Source organism: Mycobacterium lacus (genome assembly GCF_010731535.1).
In the GTDB taxonomy this organism is placed as follows: Bacteria; Actinomycetota; Actinomycetes; order Mycobacteriales; family Mycobacteriaceae; genus Mycobacterium; species Mycobacterium lacus.
This window is the reverse complement of record NZ_AP022581.1, coordinates 4,305,574-4,321,941: the sequence shown is the minus strand read 5'-3', so window position 1 is coordinate 4,321,941 and position 16,368 is coordinate 4,305,574. Positions and strand designations below refer to the sequence as shown.

14 protein-coding genes and 4 pseudogenes are annotated in these 16,368 nt (G+C 66.4%); 13 read left to right on the top strand and 5 right to left on the bottom strand.

Features of this window, described 5'->3' with window-relative positions:
* Positions 1 to 88: 88 nt before the first annotated feature.
* Complete coding sequence (locus G6N24_RS19905; RefSeq protein WP_085162788.1) at positions 89 to 1,600, bottom strand: PE family protein; 1,512 nt, start codon at positions 1,598 to 1,600, stop codon at positions 89 to 91.
* Between the two features lie 466 nt (positions 1,601 to 2,066).
* Between G6N24_RS19905 and G6N24_RS19900 the strand changes: the two are divergent.
* The 3 genes and pseudogenes from G6N24_RS19900 to G6N24_RS19890 all read left to right on the top strand — a co-directional run bounded on the left by G6N24_RS19900 (position 2,067) and on the right by G6N24_RS19890 (position 5,122).
* A pseudogene (locus tag G6N24_RS19900) lies at positions 2,067 to 3,017 on the top strand (NAD(P)H-dependent amine dehydrogenase family protein).
* Positions 3,018 to 3,036: 19 nt separating this feature from the next.
* Complete coding sequence (locus G6N24_RS19895; protein ID WP_085162787.1) at positions 3,037 to 3,777, top strand: glucose 1-dehydrogenase; 741 nt, start codon at positions 3,037 to 3,039, stop codon at positions 3,775 to 3,777.
* Between the two features lie 19 nt (positions 3,778 to 3,796).
* Positions 3,797 to 5,122 carry an FAD-binding oxidoreductase gene (locus G6N24_RS19890; protein WP_085162829.1) on the top strand — a complete coding sequence of 442 codons (1,326 nt, stop codon included), beginning with the start codon at positions 3,797 to 3,799 and terminating at the stop codon, positions 5,120 to 5,122.
* 8 nt (positions 5,123 to 5,130) lie between these two features.
* On the opposite strand, the gene G6N24_RS19885 is transcribed toward G6N24_RS19890, so the two are convergent.
* Together G6N24_RS19885 and G6N24_RS19880 are read right to left on the bottom strand one after the other, a co-directional pair.
* A complete protein-coding gene (locus tag G6N24_RS19885; protein ID WP_085162786.1) occupies positions 5,131 to 5,679 on the bottom strand; it encodes a TetR/AcrR family transcriptional regulator in 549 nt (182 codons plus the stop codon).
* A gap of 112 nt (positions 5,680 to 5,791) precedes the next feature.
* The gene (locus G6N24_RS19880) at positions 5,792 to 6,613 is read right to left on the bottom strand and encodes an SMP-30/gluconolactonase/LRE family protein (protein ID WP_085162828.1); all 822 of its coding nucleotides are present in this window, start codon (positions 6,611 to 6,613) and stop codon (positions 5,792 to 5,794) included.
* A gap of 139 nt (positions 6,614 to 6,752) precedes the next feature.
* On the opposite strand from G6N24_RS19880, the gene G6N24_RS19875 reads away from it, so the two are divergent.
* From G6N24_RS19875 to G6N24_RS19860, 5 genes and pseudogenes are all read left to right on the top strand, one after another.
* Entirely contained in the window at positions 6,753 to 7,643 is an 891-nt protein-coding gene (locus tag G6N24_RS19875) for an acyl-CoA thioesterase (RefSeq protein ID WP_085162827.1), read from the top strand.
* Between the two features lie 16 nt (positions 7,644 to 7,659).
* Positions 7,660 to 8,461: pseudogene (locus G6N24_RS19870) on the top strand (TIGR03619 family F420-dependent LLM class oxidoreductase).
* A pseudogene (locus tag G6N24_RS19865) lies at positions 8,462 to 8,638 on the top strand (acyl-CoA dehydrogenase family protein); the annotation flags it as partial.
* Between the two features lie 131 nt (positions 8,639 to 8,769).
* Positions 8,770 to 9,045, top strand: a pseudogene (locus G6N24_RS24950) (HNH endonuclease signature motif containing protein); the annotation flags it as partial.
* Positions 9,046 to 9,220: 175 nt separating this feature from the next.
* On the top strand, positions 9,221 to 9,811 hold the full coding sequence (locus G6N24_RS19860; RefSeq protein WP_085162826.1) for a hypothetical protein: 591 nt from the start codon (positions 9,221 to 9,223) through the stop codon (positions 9,809 to 9,811).
* Between the two features lie 22 nt (positions 9,812 to 9,833).
* Here G6N24_RS19860 and G6N24_RS19855 read toward each other — a convergent pair whose 3' ends face one another.
* On the bottom strand, positions 9,834 to 10,961 hold the full coding sequence (locus tag G6N24_RS19855) for an alcohol dehydrogenase catalytic domain-containing protein (protein ID WP_085162825.1): 1,128 nt from the start codon (positions 10,959 to 10,961) through the stop codon (positions 9,834 to 9,836).
* 14 nt (positions 10,962 to 10,975) lie between these two features.
* On the opposite strand from G6N24_RS19855, the gene G6N24_RS19850 reads away from it, so the two are divergent.
* Together G6N24_RS19850 and G6N24_RS19845 are read left to right on the top strand one after the other, a co-directional pair.
* Complete coding sequence (locus G6N24_RS19850; protein ID WP_085162784.1) at positions 10,976 to 11,458, top strand: acyl-CoA thioesterase; 483 nt, start codon at positions 10,976 to 10,978, stop codon at positions 11,456 to 11,458.
* 44 nt (positions 11,459 to 11,502) lie between these two features.
* Entirely contained in the window at positions 11,503 to 11,940 is a 438-nt protein-coding gene (locus G6N24_RS19845; protein WP_085162783.1) for an SRPBCC family protein, read from the top strand.
* Between the two features lie 13 nt (positions 11,941 to 11,953).
* On the opposite strand, the gene G6N24_RS19840 is transcribed toward G6N24_RS19845, so the two are convergent.
* Positions 11,954 to 12,646, bottom strand: a complete 693-nt coding sequence (locus G6N24_RS19840; RefSeq protein ID WP_085162782.1) for a GntR family transcriptional regulator — start codon at positions 12,644 to 12,646, stop codon at positions 11,954 to 11,956.
* Positions 12,647 to 12,795: 149 nt separating this feature from the next.
* Here G6N24_RS19840 and fadD5 point away from each other — a divergent pair, with 149 nt between their 5' ends.
* From fadD5 to G6N24_RS19825, 3 genes are all read left to right on the top strand, one after another.
* On the top strand, positions 12,796 to 14,397 hold the full coding sequence (gene fadD5, locus G6N24_RS19835) for a fatty-acid--CoA ligase FadD5 (protein ID WP_085162781.1): 1,602 nt from the start codon (positions 12,796 to 12,798) through the stop codon (positions 14,395 to 14,397).
* Between the two features lie 381 nt (positions 14,398 to 14,778).
* On the top strand, positions 14,779 to 15,495 hold the full coding sequence (locus G6N24_RS19830) for an MlaE family ABC transporter permease (RefSeq protein ID WP_372514482.1): 717 nt from the start codon (positions 14,779 to 14,781) through the stop codon (positions 15,493 to 15,495).
* A gap of 1 nt (position 15,496) precedes the next feature.
* The gene (locus G6N24_RS19825; protein ID WP_085162780.1) at positions 15,497 to 16,366 is read left to right on the top strand and encodes an MlaE family ABC transporter permease; all 870 of its coding nucleotides are present in this window, start codon (positions 15,497 to 15,499) and stop codon (positions 16,364 to 16,366) included.
* The last annotated feature ends 2 nt before the right edge of the window (positions 16,367 to 16,368 follow it).

The window sequence follows — 16,368 nt, the reverse complement described above, 5'->3', positions numbered from 1 at the left end:
GAGGAGCGCGGCCAGGAAGTCAGGCGTTTTCGGCCAAATCGTTTGCACGGCGTTGCGGCGCAGGCCGATTCGTGGGGATCGCAGCTGATCAGTCGAAGACCGGCGGCGGAATCAACCGCAGGACGTCCCCGAGACCGCCGCTCAGCAGGGATAACAACGTCACCTGAGGCTGGCCGAGGTAGAAATTCAGGCCCGGGTTTAGCGACGGAACCCACGGATAGGTGTCCGGGAACCACTCCGGCCCGATCAATCCGGCTTCCACCCCAATTTCCACCGCTGCGCCGTAGGGCGCCTGCAAGGACCCCTTAACCAGGTAGTAGGTGACGGCGAACGGGTTGGGAATGGAGAGCAGCCCGGCCGGGGTGGGAATGTCGGCATAGTTGAGGCCCGGCCCGTAGTCGCCGTAGCCCAGGTCGACGAGCACCCGCAGCTGCGGCTGGAACAGGTCGGCGATCGGGGGACCGGCATACGGGATGTCGCGAATCGGCTGCAGCAGCGGCAGGTCCTGGGTCAGGATCATGTAGTACTGGGTGTTGCCGGCGTAGCCCGGGGACGTCGGCAACGGCACGGCGTTGGCGATCTGCGCGGCCGTGAGGTTCGGGTAGTCGCCGTGCACGTAGAAGTAGCCCATGAGGGCGTTGATGTCCGAGAGGATGTGGAGCGGGTATCGCGGGGCGTTGGCGATGCCGTCGTACTGGATTGTGTAAATGCTCGTCGGGTAAGGACTATTCGGTGGTGTCGCACCATTGAACGGCACATCCAAGAACGGGATGTAAAAGCCGGGAAAGCGTGAGAGCAGCCCGCCTTCGGGGGTGTTGGGATTTCCGATCGTCACAAAGGAAATGTCGCTCGCATTAGGCGAGCCCGCCGCGATCAGTCCGTTGATGTAATTGTTCACGATCGTGGCGCTCTGTGAGTAGCCGAAGACGACGACCTTGTTACCCATGCCCAGTTGGTTGGTGACCTCGGCGCTCAGCAGCGCGACGCCCTGGGTGACGGATTGGTTGAACGTCATGTTGCCGAGATTGGGGGTCACCGGCCAGAACTGCTCGGGCGTGAACAGGCCCTGCGGGATGGCCCCTCCGAAGAGCGGTTGGATGTACTTGCTGTTGATGGTCGTCACGTACTCGGGATCGGGCAGCGGGTTGTTGGTGCCGCCCATGATCAACGCGACCACCGGATCCGCCAGCAGCGCCGACCGCGCCGTCGTCAGCGCACCGGACCCGCCGGCGCTGACCGCCGGCTGCCCCGACAGCGACCGGATCGGCGCGTTGATCGCGCCCAACGCGTTCGATACCGCCCCATTTACCAGGGCGGCGTTGGCGGCCTCGGCGTGTGTGTAGGCGTTCGCGGCGGCGGCCAACGCCCGAGTGAACTCGTGATGAAACGCGGCCGCCTGCTTGACAATCGCCTGGTACTCCTGGCCGTATGCGCCGAAGATTCTCGCGATGGCCGCCGACACCTCGTCGTTGGCCGCCGCGAGCACGCTCGACGTGGGGCCCGCCGCGGCCGCATTGGCCGCGCTGATTGCCGAGGCAATCCCGTCCACATCGGTCGCGGCCGTTGCCAACATGTCAGGGGCAGTGAGCAGGTGGGACATCTCCCCCTCCTTCACGCGCGCCAACCCGTAACCGCGGGTATTGGGTATTAGTCAGAGGGTAGAACTGTCCGGTCGGGAAGTCTGGCGTTTTGCACAAGCTCCTGGGCTAGCTTTGGCTGAATGCCTTCTCGAGCCGCCCCACGCCCGCTGGCCCATACAGGATTGGTGCGCACGGCGTTACCGACGCCGAAGGCGGCGACCGCTGAACCTGGCAGGCGAAGATTCAATCCGACGGGGGGGCACCGCGAACCCGACCCGCCCGGAATCAACTCTCAAGACTGTTTGCGCGTCCGATTGTTGTCCGATGCAAAGGGAAATTGCCTGCCGATGGCGCACGTGACTTCGGTTATGACACGCCAAAACCTTGCCGGTACCGTCGAGGCCCAGCAGAACCTGGCATTGCGTACTATCCGATCGCGCCTCAACGACGGGCTCATGGAGATTGGAGACATACTCGGCGCTTCCGATGAACGGATCGTGCCCTGGAACCTTCCGGTCGACGCGGCTATGGAACGCGTCGATCCGCGTCGCTCACGTCGGCACCGGAAACGTCGGCCGGCTAGCGCTGACCGCGCTCGTCGCCAATCCGCGGTTCGAATTGACAGGGCTGTGTGTGTCCGCTCCGGAGAAGGTCGGCAAGGACGCCGGCGCGCTGGCCGGGTTCGGATACGACATGGGCGTCACAGCCGTCAGTGACCTCGACGCGGTTCTGGCCGCCGAACCGGAGTGCGTCGTCGAACGCGCCATGGGCGATACCCGCCTGCCCGATGCGATGAACGACGTCAGGCGGATCCTGGCCGCCGGCATCAATGTCGTGGGGTCGTCCGTGGGGCGTCATGCCCGAGAAGCACATCTCCCGCATCGAAGACGCTGCCCGGCAAGGCAATTTGAGCATCTTCGTCAGCGGCGTCGACCCGGGATTTGCCAACGACCTCATCCCGTTCGCGCTCGCCGGGACCTGCCAGCGCATCGAGCAGGTGCGTTGCCTGGAGATCGCCGATTATGCGACATACGACGGCTCGGAGGTCATGTTCAACGTCATGGGGTTGGCCAAACCCTTGGACGAACTGCCGATGCTGCTGCGCCCGGGTGTGCTCACGATGGCCTGGGGGACGGCGGCGGGCCTCGGCATCGAGCACACCACCCGGTTGCGGCCAGACCTGCGACCCGACTGGTCGCAACCCGCATTGGGCGGCGGCTCGTATCGCGTCGAGATCACCGGCGAGCCGTCGTACGCCGTCGACATCTGCCCGACCAGCCGCAAGGGCGACCACAACCACAACCGATCGTGGGCGCCGCGGGCCGGATCGTCAACGCGATCCCGGCGGTCATCGCGGCGCCGCCGGGTATTAGGACCACACTCGATCTTCCGCTGGTCACCGGAATGGGGCTTTATAGACCGATGGTGGCCATCTAATCGAAAGGAGCCCGGCTTCATGGGACGGGTAGCGGGCAAAGTTGCACTCATCAGTGGGGGCGCCCGGGGCATGGGCGCTTCACATGCTCGCCTGCTGGTCGAGGAGGGCGCGAAGGTGGTGATCGGCGACATCCTCGACGAGGAGGGCAAGGCGCTGGCGGACGAGATCGGGGCCGCCGCTCGCTACGTCCACCTCGATGTGACGCGGCCCGACCAGTGGGACGCCGCGGTCGCGACGGCGACCGGCGAGTTCGGCAAGCTCGATGTGCTCGTCAACAACGCCGGCATCGTCGCGCTCGGGCAACTGAAGAATTTCGACCTCGCCAAGTGGCAGAAGGTGATTGACGTCAACCTGACCGGCACGTTCCTGGGGATGCGGGCGGCGGTCGAACCGATGACCGCGGCCGGGGGAGGCTCGATCATCAACGTGTCGTCCATCGAGGGGTTGCGCGGCGCACCGGCCGTGCATCCGTATGTCGCGTCGAAGTGGGCCGTTCGCGGTCTGGCGAAGTCGGCGGCCTTGGAGTTGGCGCCGTTGAATATTCGGGTGAACTCGATTCACCCGGACTTCGTCCGCACCCCGATGACGGCCAAGCTGCCCGAAGACGTGGTCACCATCCCGCTTGGCCGCCCGGCCGAGCCCAGGGAAGTGTCGACGTTCGTGGTGTTCCTTGCCAGCGACGAGTCGTCCTACGCGACCGGCAGTGAGTTCGTGATGGACGGCGGGCTGGTGACCGACGTGCCGCACAAACAGGTGTAGCGGTGCTATGACCGCGAGCATGCTGCGAAGCCTGGCGAGTGTGGTGGGATCCAGCCACGTCATCACCGATCCCGACGTTCTGGCCGGTCGCGGCGTCGACCACACCGGCCGCTATCGGGGCCGGGCCAGCGCGCTGGTGCGTCCGGGCTCGGCCGACCAGGTCGCCGAGGTGCTGCGGGTGTGCCGCGACGCCGGGGCGTACGTCACCGTGCAGGGCGGTCGCACCTCGCTGGTGGCCGGCACCGTCCCCGAGCACGACGACGTGCTGCTATCCACCGAAAGGCTTTGTGGTGTGAGCGATGTCGACACCGTGGAACGTCGGGTCGAGGTCGGCGCGGGCACCACTTTGGCCGCGGTGCAGCACGCGGCGACCGCTGCCGGACTGGTGTTCGGTGTGGACCTGTCGGCGCGGGACACCGCGACCGTCGGTGGGATGGCCTCGACGAACGCGGGCGGCCTGCGCACGGTCCGCTACGGCAACATGGGCGAGCAGGTCGTCGGCCTGGACGTGGCGCTGCCCGACGGTTCGCTGCTGCGCCGGCACAGCCCGGTGCGCCGCGACAACACCGGTTACGACCTGCCGGCGCTGTTCGTCGGCGCCGAAGGCACGTTGGGCGTCATCACGTCGCTGGATTTGCGGCTGCACCCCACGCCGTCGCATCGGGTGACCGCGGTCTGCGGATTCCCCGATCTGGAGGCGCTGGTCGATGCCGGCCGGGTGCTCGCCGACGTCGACGGGATCGCGGCGCTGGAATTGATCGACGGCCGGGCCGCCGCGCTGACCGGTGAGCGTCCGGTCGAGGGTGACTGGCTGCTGTTGGTGGAACTGGCCGCCGACCACGACCAAACCGAACGGCTCGCCGAACTGCTGGACGGGGTTCAGCTGTGCGATGAGCCCGCGGTCGGCGTGGATACCGCTGCGCAGCAACGGTTGTGGCGCACTCGTGAATCGCTGGCCGAGGTGCTCGGAGTGTACGGGCCGCCGCTGAAGTTCGACGTGTCACTGCCGTTGTCGGCGATCGGCGGATTCGCAAGGGACGCGGTCGCATTGGTCCATGCGCACGTTGACGACGCGCTGCCGGTGTTGTTCGGCCACGTCGGTGAGGGCAGCCTGCACCTCAACGTGCTGCGCTTCCCGTTAGAGCGGGAACAGGCGTTGTATCCGGAGATGATGGGCTTGATCGCCGGCTACGGCGGCAACGTCAGCTCCGAGCACGGCGTCGGCACGCGCAAGCGGCCCTACCTGTCGATGTCCCGGGAGGCCGCCGACATCGCGACGATGCGGGCGGTGAAGGCGGCGTTGGACCCGACGGGCTACCTCAATGCGGCGGTGCTGTTCGACTAAGGGGCGATTCAGTCACTGCCCTTGATCCCGACGGCGTGGCGTAGCTGCGCCAGGAACTGATCCGCGTCGTCGCTGCGAACTACGTAGTGCGAAATCGCGATCCGGATCGCCGTCGCCGCCTTCACCGCGGCGTTGGGGCCGGGCAGGAGTCGCTGCAAACCTTCGCGCATCTCCGGTATGACGTCGGACATCTGCGGGATGACGAGCTCGGGCTCGACGTCGACCATGCGCACGCCCGAATACGAGTGCTGGTAGTCGACGATGAATCGTAACGCGGCGTCGAGCCTGTCCGTTCCCCTCAGTCCCGCCGTTGCCTTGGCCAACCCGCCTTCGAAGACTTGCCGCTCGTAGCGGGTAAACGCCGAGAGCAACTCCTCTTTGGACGCGAACCAGCGGTAGAGGGTAGGGCGCGAGACCCTGGCCTGGGCGGCGACTTCCGACAGGCTGAGCTTCGTTTTCCCGTTGCGACCCAGCACCTCGGCGGTGGCCGCAAGGATGCGCTGGCGCGTCGAGGTGTCGGCGTCGGTCATGTCTGTCGCCCGGACCGCGTGGCTCATGTCTGAGACTTTACAAAGTATCGCGGAAGTGTCGCTCTGTTTCGCCGCTGCGCCGCGGATTCGCCGGCGTCGTCGATCAGCTCGTAGTAGGCCCCGGTTATTGCGGTCATTGTCAGGGCAGTCCGGCGCCGGGGGCGGCAACCAATACGGCGTCCAGTCGGGAGAGCCGGGTGCCGATGAGGCGCTTGGGATAGGTGTCGGTGCTGGAAAGCAGGAACAACGTGCGGCGCTGGGGGCCGCCGAGCGTGCATGCGATGGCAACCCGGTCACCCATATCGATGCGGTCGGTCACCTCGCCGCCTTCGGTGATCCGCTCGAACTGATGAGCCAGCGTCATCGAGGTCCACACGCCGCCCTCGGCGTCGAGCGCGATCCCGTCGGGCGGTCCGTCCAGGCCATCGGCGAAGACCCGGCGGTCGGTGAGTGCGCCATCGTCGGCGATGGTGAACGCGGTCAGCCGTCGGGCCATGGATTCGGCGACGATCAGGGTCTTGTGGTCCGGGGTGATGACCATCCCGTTGGGGAAGTCGAGATCCTCGGCGACGACGGTTGCGCTGTCGTCCGGGTCGAGCCGGATGATCAAGCCGCCGCCGGTGAATGCCTGGGAGCCGATGTATGCCCGCCCCGCGTCGTCTATCACCATGTCGCCCAGGTTGGCCGGTGCGAGGTCAGCGAGGTCAGCGATTGGTTCCGTGGTTTCCCCGTCGTAGCGCAGGACCAGCCGGTCTTCGGCAGAGGCGATCAACAGCGACCCGTCGGGCCGGAAGCCTAGGCCGGACGGGTAGTGGCCAGGCAGCGGCAACCTGGTCAGCGAGCCGCGCATGTCCGAGGTGTGCACGGCTTCGCCGAGCATGTCGGAGAACCACAGCAGTCCCTCGAACCAGCGCGGCCCTTCGCCGAAGCAGAAGTCGGCGGCCAACGGTGTCGGGGCCATCAAGCCTTTACAAATCACCGCAAAAGTGTCACGCATGGCGGGCACCGCTGTCAACGTGGCCTGGGCCGGCCGGTGCTTTACAAATCATATACAAAATGTCACGCTGGGCCCTGAGCTGGTCGTCACGGGATGGCGAGAGGTGAGCGCGTTGACCGCGGATTCGGAACGGGCGCAGTGGTCGGTCGAACGCCTGCTCGACCTGTTCGACGTGCGGGCCGACGGCCCCGACCGGTACAGCGGCGACACCGGGATCGCCCAGGGCGGCGAGCGCCAGGTGGTCGAGGGCACCCAGGTGGTCGCCCAGGCGATTGTCGCTGTGGCGAAACGATTCCCGGGCAAGTCGGTGCGCTCGGCACACGCGGTGTTCTCGCGTGCCGTTGCGGTCGGCCCGGCCATCGAACTTGTCATCGACGTCGTGCACGAGGGTCGGTCGACCGCCACCGCGATCGTCGCCGCGCACCAGAACGGCCGACGTTGCCTGAGCGTGACCGTGCTGGCCGATGTTCCGTCGGGCGATATCATCCGCCACCACCTACCGCGGCCGGACGTGGCCGGGCCCGCGGATGCCAACGTCTCCGAGATGCCAATGACCGGACGGGAACTGCGCCTGGTCGACGTGGTCGACGTCAATAGCCCCGACGAGGTAGGGCCCCCGGAGCTGCACGCATGGCTGCGTTATGAGCCGATCCCCAACCGCGATGACCTGGCCAAGGCGCTGATCGCGCATTTCGCCGGACACCTGGGGATTTCCACCACCATGCGGGCGCACCCCGGCATCGGTACCAGCCAGGCGCACCTGACCGTGTCCACCGCGCCGATGACGATCTCGGTGACCTTCCACGAACCGGTGTGCTGGGACGGGTGGCTGCTCTACACGCACGAGAGCACCCAGGTCGGCGCTGGGATGTCGTATGTGCGCGGCACGGTGCACACCGAGGCGGGTGAGCTGCTGGCGTCCTTTGCCCAGGAGGCGCTGATCCGGCCGCTGCGCACCTGCGACACCGCTATCGACGCCCGTTCGCGGTTCTAGCGGCTGGAAGATATCGATGCGCTTCACCCTCACCCACCCGATGCATAGCCATCCCTACAACCCGGAGTTGTTGAGCGGGGCCAGCATTGCGAGGGCGGCCGCCGGGGCCGAGGCCGCCGGGTTTCACGGGTTCGGTTTCACCGATCACCCCGCCCCTTCGCAACCCCCTTCGTGGTGGCCAGGTCGGGTGCGACGCTGGACCTGCTGTCGGGTGGCCGATACACGCTGGCGGTCGGCGTGGGCTACCTCAGGCGGGAATTCGCGGCGTTGGGCGTGAATTACGACGAGCTGGCGGAGCTGTTCGAGGAGGCTTTGGCGGTGATCCGCGCGGTGTGGACCACCGATGACATGTCTTTTGAGGGAAAGCATTTCAGCGCGCAGGGAATTACCGCGCACCCCCGCCCAGTCACCCGGCCGCATCCGCCGATCTGGATCGGCGGAAACACCGCCGCGGCTCGCCAGCGAGTCGCGCACCACGGCGATGGCTGGTGTCGTTTCCCGCCCCCGCGCGGCTGGGCCGAACCGCGGGCACCGCGGCCATCGACTCGGTGGAGCGGCTGGCCGATGGGATCGACGACGTGCGGCGCCGCTGCGACGCGGCGGGCAGGGACTGGTCGGCGATCGACGTGACCTTCACCAACTTCGCCGGCGGCAGCCCCGCCGCAGACGACTTCAATGCCGACGCATACCTCGGCGGCCTGGACAAGCTGGCGGCGCTCGGGGTGACCTGGGTGCATGTCGGCCTGCCCGGGGACAGCCAGGCGCACGCGCTCGAGGCCATCGAACGCTTCCGCGATATCGTGATCGACGCGATCTAGGTGGACTTCTCACCCGTCGCACTCTCCGCCGATGACACCGCTTTCCGTGATCGGACGTGGGCGTTGATCGCGGAATTGGTCACCGACGAAGTGCGCCGACGCGATCAGGAGTCCGGGGAAAACTTCGCTGAGCGGGTGCATGTGGTGCTTGGCGAGGCGGGGTATCTGGCCGCCGACTAAAGGCCCGAGTCCGACGGTGGATTCGATCCGGCTCGCCGGCGGATCTTTGAGGGCCACCAGACTCATGGCGTTCCTCCCAGGTCATCCCGCAGGGCGGCAATAGGGCCGACTCGATGCGATGGAACGCTGGCCTGACCGTGTTGGAGAACCTCAAATGCCTTATTAGGCAACAGCAACGGCTCAAGACCTTCGGCGGCTGACGCGATACTCAGTGGGCCGACGCGACGGTCATCTGGACCGCGCCCACTGGCAAGAACAACCGCACGTCACCCGCTGGTGCCGACCTTTTCCCGCAGGCTGACAAGCCGCCGTGTGCGCCACCCGCCCGAAACAGGCGCAGCAGGTCTCAGCAACGAGCTAGCCGAATCAACCTGGCGTGCAAGCACAACCGGGATCAGCGACCCCCTCCCTCGTCGAATGGGCCCTCGCCGAACTCGAGACCCGCCGTCAGTCTGTCGTGAATCGCTGAATCGACTTTACAAATTGCCGCGAAAGTGTCACGCTGTCGATGAGTTGATGACAAGCCGGCAAGGCATGCCACGCTGGCGCGGCCCGCGTGTGGCGATGAGGAATGGATTGATGGTCACTCCAACTTTCGACATCAGCGAGTACGGCCCACGGAGAACCCGGGCACGCGCTGCCCGAGCACCGCGTGAGGTCGGTGAGTGCCTGCAATATCGGCTCGATGTTCTTGCGGGCAGCGCGGTCGACGTCGTGCAATCGGCCGGCGGCTGGCTGTATGACCGGGTCATGGCCGGTTGGAAAGTCGCGGTGCTGTTGCCGCGCGGCTGCGCCGGCCGACCGCTGCACGTCCTCGGGGTGCGCGTATTGGATCTCGAGTCAGGGTTCGAGGAGGCGGGCGGGGTGTCCCAGAGTCTGGCAGCCAGCGCCGAGGCATTCACCGGGGATGCGCGCATTCGCGAGAAGGTGCTCGAGGCCGTCGACAACCGGGTGACCGAGGTCGCCCTGTGGGGTGACGGGTGGCCCCTGGAGATGGACCGTGGGATGACCAGAATGCAGCACGTGCTCAGCGCGGCGGCGCGGGTGTTCAAGCGCCAGGCGCTTGCGGCAGCCGGAATCCCGTGTGCTTCGGTCGACCCCACCGAGACTCTGCTCAGTGACGTGGCAGCCTGTCCGCCGGTCGACTCGCAACTGATCCGGCTTGGATGAGAGGTGGCAAGCGGGTCGGAGATCATGGCGCGCCGAACCTGATGAGCTGGCGCACGGCGGTGCCGTCGGCCAGGTGGTCCATCGCCGCGTTGATGTCGTCCAGCCGAATCGTCGACGACACCAGCGCCTCGACGGGCAGCCGGCCCGACTGCCATAGCGACACGAACCGGGGAATGTCGCGGCTGGGTATCGCCGAGCCCAGATAGCTGCCGATCAGCGACCGGCCTTCGGCGACAAAGCCCAACGGCGACAAGCTGATCCGGGCATGCGGCGGCGGCAGCCCCACGGTTATGGTGCGACCGCCGGGCGCCGTTAGCCCGATCGCGGTCTGCAGTGCGGCCGGATGGCCGACGGCCTCGACGACCACCGCGGCCTTGACGCCGGCGTCGGCGGCCTGCTGCGGTGTGTAGGTTTCGTGGGTGCCCAGGGCCCGCGCCGCCGTCAGCTTGTCGGGTAGTTGGTCGACGCCGATGACGTGGACGTCGTCGTACGTCAGGGCGGTGAGCAGCGCCGCCATGCCGACGCCCCCAAGGCCGACCACGGCGACCGACTGGCCCGGTTGCGGAGCGCCGACGTTGAGCACCGCGCCACCACCGGTCAGCACGGCGCACCCGAGCAGGGCCGCAACCTCGGGCGGCACCTCGGGTGGCACCGGAACCACACTGGACCGGTTCACCACGGCATGCGTCGCAAAGCCCGAGACGCCGAGATGGTGGTATACGGGCTGGCCGGCCCGCGTGAGCCGGATCCCGCCGCCCAGCAGCGTTCCGGCGGCGTTGGCCGCGCTGCCCGCCGCGCAGGGCGTCCGGCCCTCGGTCGCGCACGCCGTGCAGTGGCCGCAACGCGGCAAAAACACCAACACCACCCGCCGGCCGACCGCGACGTCGGCCCCGCCTGTCGGCGGACCGGGACCGACGGCTTCGACGATTCCGGCGGCCTCATGACCAAGCAGCATCGGCACCGGCCGCACCCTGTTGCCGTCCACCACCGACAGGTCGGAATGGCACACGCCGGCCGCCTCGATGCGGACCATGACCTCGCCACTGCGGGGTTCGTCGAGTTCGAGTTCGTCGACGCTGATCGGCTTCGACTCCGAATAGGGCCGAGGCAAACCGATCTGGTTCAGCACAGCGCCCCGGATGTGAACCATGTTGGAATACAACCATGGCTTCAGTTCCGGGGATCCCACCCGTTGGATCGGCGGATCAGCTCACCAGCGCCGACTTCCCGGTGCTGTGGCCGCTGGGAACCCGGTGGGCCGACAACGACATGTTCGGCCACCTCAACAACGCCGTCTACTACCAGCTGTTCGACACCGCGATCAACGCCTGGATCAACACCGCCACCGGGCTCGACCCGATCTCCATGCCATCGTTGGGCATCGTCGCCGAGTCGGGCTGTCGCTACTTCTCCGAGCTCCATTTCCCGCAAAGCCTCGTCGTGGGCCTCGCGGTGACGCGGCTGGGGCGCAGCAGCGTCACCTACCGGCTCGGGGTGTTCAAAGAGGCCCGGCAAAACAGGGGGCCGCAGCCGATCACCGCGCTCGGGCACTGGGTCCACGTGTACGTCGATCGGACCAGTCGCAAACCGGTCCCGATACCCGACCCCGTCCGATCCGTGCTGTCGACGGCCCGGGTGAGCGAGTGAGATGGCCTAGGAGGCCGTCGCTTTCGCCCGGGTATGCTTCGCCAATGCCAGTGTTGAGCAAGACCGTCGAGGTTGGTGCGGACGCCGCATCGATCATGGCCATCGTCGCCGACATCGAGCGGTACCCAGAGTGGAATGAAGGGATCAAAGGCGCCTGGGTGCTGCACCGCTACGACGACGGGCGTCCGAGCCAGGTGCGGGTCGACACCGTCGTTCAAGGCTTTGAAGGCACCTACATCCAGGCCGTGTACTACCCGGGCGAGAACCAGATTCAAACCGTTATGCAGCAAGGTGAGCTGTTCGCCAAGCAGGAACAGCTATTCAGTGTGGTGGAAACCGGCGTCACGAGCCTGCTGACCGTTGACATCGACGTCGAGCCCTCCTTGCCGGTGCCCGCTCCCATGGTGAAGATGCTCCTCAGCAACGTGTTGGACCAACTCGCCGAAAACCTCAAGCTGCGCGCCGAGCAGCTGTCAAGCTAAAGCGCGTCGCGGCTCAGCTGAAGATTCCCGTTCGATCCAGCATGTCCGTCAGCCGGCGCGCTGCGTCGGTGAATTGCCAGACGGTGTGTTCGACCACCGCGGCCGCGTCCCGGCGGCGCAGCGCGCCGATCAACCGCCGGTGATTGTCGACCGCGTCTGCACCCCATTGCGGATCGGCCGCGAACACCTGCGCCGGCATGTAGCGCGCGGCATTCAGCAGGAACCAGGCCAGCTTGATCCGGCGGCTCGCCTGGTTGAAGACGCGATGGAACGAGAACTCGATCGCCGCGATGGTCTCGGCGTCGCCCGACCCGACGGCCGCCGCAAGCGCATCGTTAAGGCGGTCCATCTCGTCGATCTCGACATCGGTGATGTGGTCGGTGGCCGCGGTGGCGAGTTCTTTGGCGATGGTGGCCTGCAGCCAGAAGATGTCGTCGATGTCCTGCCGGGTCAAAGGCAGCACGACGTGGCCGCGGTGCGGCTCCAGCTGCACCATGCCCTCACCGCGCAGTTTCAACAGGGCCTCGCGCACCGGGGTGACGCTGACCCCGAGCTCGGCCGCCGTGTCGTCAAGGCGGATGAATGTTCCCGGGCGCAACGTCCCGGACATGATCGCCGCGCGCAAGTGCCCCGCGACCTCGTCGGACAACTGCGCCCGGCGTAGGGGCCGCCGACTGCGCGGGTGCGTAGATAGAGGTGCGTTCACGCGGCCTGCCAGGACTTTCCGGGTCTTGTCGGGTCTTGTCGGGGACTTGTTTTAAGACGCCTCGGGCCATTAGTGTGACCCGGACAACACCATGTTTTATCAAATATCAACCTGGCGCAAGCGGTGCGCGAGTGAAAGGAACGGATTAGTTGACCGCGCAACTGGCCAGTCACGCACAGGCATCACTGGTTGAAGAGCAGCCCTACCTGGCTCGCCGGCAGAACTGGGTCAACCAGCTCGAACGGCACGCGATGATGCAGCCGCAAGCGACGGCGCTGAGGTTCATGGGCAACACGGTGACTTGGGCTGACTTGCACCGCAGGGTTATGGCCCTGGCCGACGCCTTAAGCCGCCGAGGGGTCGGCTTCGGCGATCGGGTCATGATCCTGATGCTCAACCGACCCGAGTTCGTCGAGTCGGTGCTGGCCGCCAACATGCTCGGAGCCATCGCGGTCCCGCTGAATTTCCGGCTCACCCCGGCCGAAATCGCCTTCCTCGTCGAGGACTGCACAGCGCGGGTGATGGTCACCGAACCGGTGTTGGCTCCGGTGGCAACCGGGGTGCGCGACATCCAGCCGCTGCTGGGCATGATCGTGGTCGCCGGCGGCGCGGGCGACGACGCCGTGTTCGGTTACGAACAGCTGCTCAACGAGCCCGGTGCCGCACACGAACCGGTGGACCTCCCGAACGACTCGCCGGCGCTGATCATGTACACCTCGGGGACCACCGGCCGTCCGAAGGGCGCCGTGCTGACCCACGCCAACCTGACCGGCCAGACGATGACCGCGCTCTACACCAGCGGTGTCGACCTCAACAACGATGTCGGTTTCATCGGTGTCCCGTTGTTCCACATCGCCGGAATCGGCAACATGCTGACCGGAATGTTGCTGGGCATCCCCACGGTGATCTATCCGCTCGGCGCGTTCGACCCCGGCCGGCTGCTCGATGTGCTGGAGGCGGAGAAGGTCACCGGGATGTTTCTGGTTCCGGCGCAGTGGCAGTCGGTGTGCGCCGAGCAGCAGGCAAGACCACGTGACCTGAGGTTGCGGGTGATGTCGTGGGGAGCCGCTCCGGCGCCCGATGAGCTGCTGCGGCAAATGTCGGCGATCTTCCCCGGCACCCAGATCCTGGCCGCATTCGGACAGACCGAGATGTCGCCGGTGACCTGCATGCTGCTCGGCGAGGACGCGATCCGCAAGCGGGGATCGGTCGGCAAGGTGATCCCCACGGTCGCCGCGCGCGTGGTCGACGAGAACATGAACGACGTAGCGGTCGGTGAGGTCGGTGAAATCGTCTATCGGGCACCGACATTGATGAGCGGTTACTGGAACAACCCGGAGGCCACGGCGGAGGCGTTCGCCGGCGGCTGGTTCCATTCGGGAGACCTCGTTCGGATGGACGACGAGGGCTACGTGTGGGTGGTGGATCGCAAGAAGGACATGATCATCTCCGGCGGAGAGAACATCTACTGCGCCGAGGTGGAAAACGTCCTTGCCGGCCATCCGCGCATCGTCGAGGTCGCCGTCATCGGTCGGGCCCACGAGAAGTGGGGCGAGGTGCCGATCGCGGTCGCGGCTGTAACGGGTGACCACCTGCGGATCGAAGACTTAGGTGAGTACCTGACCGAGCGGCTTGCGCGGTACAAGCATCCCACGGCGCTCGAGATCGTGGATGCCCTGCCGCGCAACCCCGCCGGGAAGGTGCTCAAGACTGAACTGCGGATGCGCTATGGGACCCCGCCGGGACCCTAAAGCCGTTCTGCGTCAAAGGATTTAACGACAAGAAGGGAAGGCTGACGGAAAGCGTAACGTTTGCCAGCTGTTGACGAAGGGTTAATTGGTGCGGATGCGGTTCACACCTGGACGGCCATCGGGTAGATTCCTGTGGTCTCCGTTACTACCTGCGGGTAGGGAGCCGATGGTCACACATATTGGTTCGCGGCAAGGTGGGGGTACCCCCAGCCGCATGGCGGCGAGGGGGCGAGGCGTGCGACACGATCTGCCGCGACGCCGCGACACCAGGGGTCCCGTCGTGAGGGGGCGGTGTTGACAACCCAGACGCGTCCCAACCTGGTCGGATACTTCCGCGACCAACTCCAGACCCCCCTGACACTTATCGGTGGCTTCTTCCGGATGTGCGTGCTGACCGGAAAGGCGTTGTTCCGTTGGCCGTTCCAATGGCGCGAGTTCATCCTGCAGTGCTGGTTCATCATGCGGGTCGCGTTCCTGCCGACCATCATGGTGTCGATCCCCCTGACCGTCCTGCTGATCTTCACCCTGAACGTGCTGCTGGCTCAGTTCGGTGCCGCCGACCTCTCCGGCGCGGGCGCGGCGATCGGCGCGGTCACCCAGCTCGGCCCGTTGACCACGGTGCTGGTGGTGGCCGGGGCGGGGTCGACGGCCATCTGCGCCGACCTGGGCGCTCGCACCATCCGCGAGGAGATCGACGCGATGGAGGTGCTCGGCATTGACCCCATCCACCGGCTGGTGGTGCCCCGGGTCATCGCCGCGACGCTCGTCGCCACGCTGCTCAACGGTCTGGTCATCACGGTTGGCCTGGTGGGCGGCTACCTCTTCGGGGTCTACCTGCAGAACGTGTCGGGCGGCGCCTATCTGGCGACCCTGACCACGATCACGGGCCTGCCCGAGGTCGTGATCGCGACGGTCAAGGCCGCCACGTTCGGACTCATCGCCGGCTTGGTCGGCTGCTACCGCGGCCTGACCGTGCGCGGCGGCTCCAAGGGGCTGGGCACCGCCGTCAACGAGACCGTGGTGCTGTGCGTGGTCGCGTTGTACGCGGTCAATGTGGTGCTGACCACGATCGGTGTGCGATTCGGAACGGGGCACTGAGATGTCGACCGCCGCCGTATTGCGCGCCCGCTTCCCGCGGGCGGTCGAGAATCTGAATCGCTACGGCGGTGCCGCGGGCCGCGGGCTCGACGACATCGGCCAGATGACGTGGTTCGGCCTGGTAACGCTCGCCAACATCCCGCACGCGCTGACCCGCTATCGCAAGGAAACGCTGCGGCTGATCGCCCAGATCGGCATGGGCACCGGTGCCATGGCGGTCGTCGGTGGCACCGCCGCGATCGTCGGATTCGTGACGCTGTCCGGCAGCTCCCTGGTCGCCATCCAGGGCTTCGCGTCGCTAGGAAACATCGGTGTTGAGGCGTTCACCGGTTTCTTTGCCGCACTCATCAACGTGCGCATCGCCGCTCCGGTGGTCACCGGTATCGCCATGGCGGCCACCGTCGGCGCCGGCGCCACCGCCGAGCTGGGGGCCATGCGGATCAGCGAAGAGATCGACGCCCTGGAAGTGATGGGCATCAAGTCGATCTCGTTCCTGGCAACCACCCGGGTGATGGCCGGGATGGTCGTCATCATTCCGCTCTACGCGCTGGCCATCATCATGTCGTTCCTATCCCCGCAGATCACCACCACCGTGCTCTACGGACAGTCGAACGGCACCTACGACCACTACTTCCGGACGTTCCTGCGCCCCGATGACGTGTTCTGGTCATTCCTGGAGGCGATCATCATCACGGCGATCGTGATGATCACCCACTGCTACTACGGATACAACGCCGGCGGCGGGCCGGTCGGCGTCGGCGAGGCGGTCGGGCGGTCGATGCGTTTCTCACTGGTCTCGGTGCAGGTTGTTGTCTTGTCGGCCGCGTTGGCGCTCTATGGCGTCAATCCCAACTTCGCGCTCACGGTGTGACT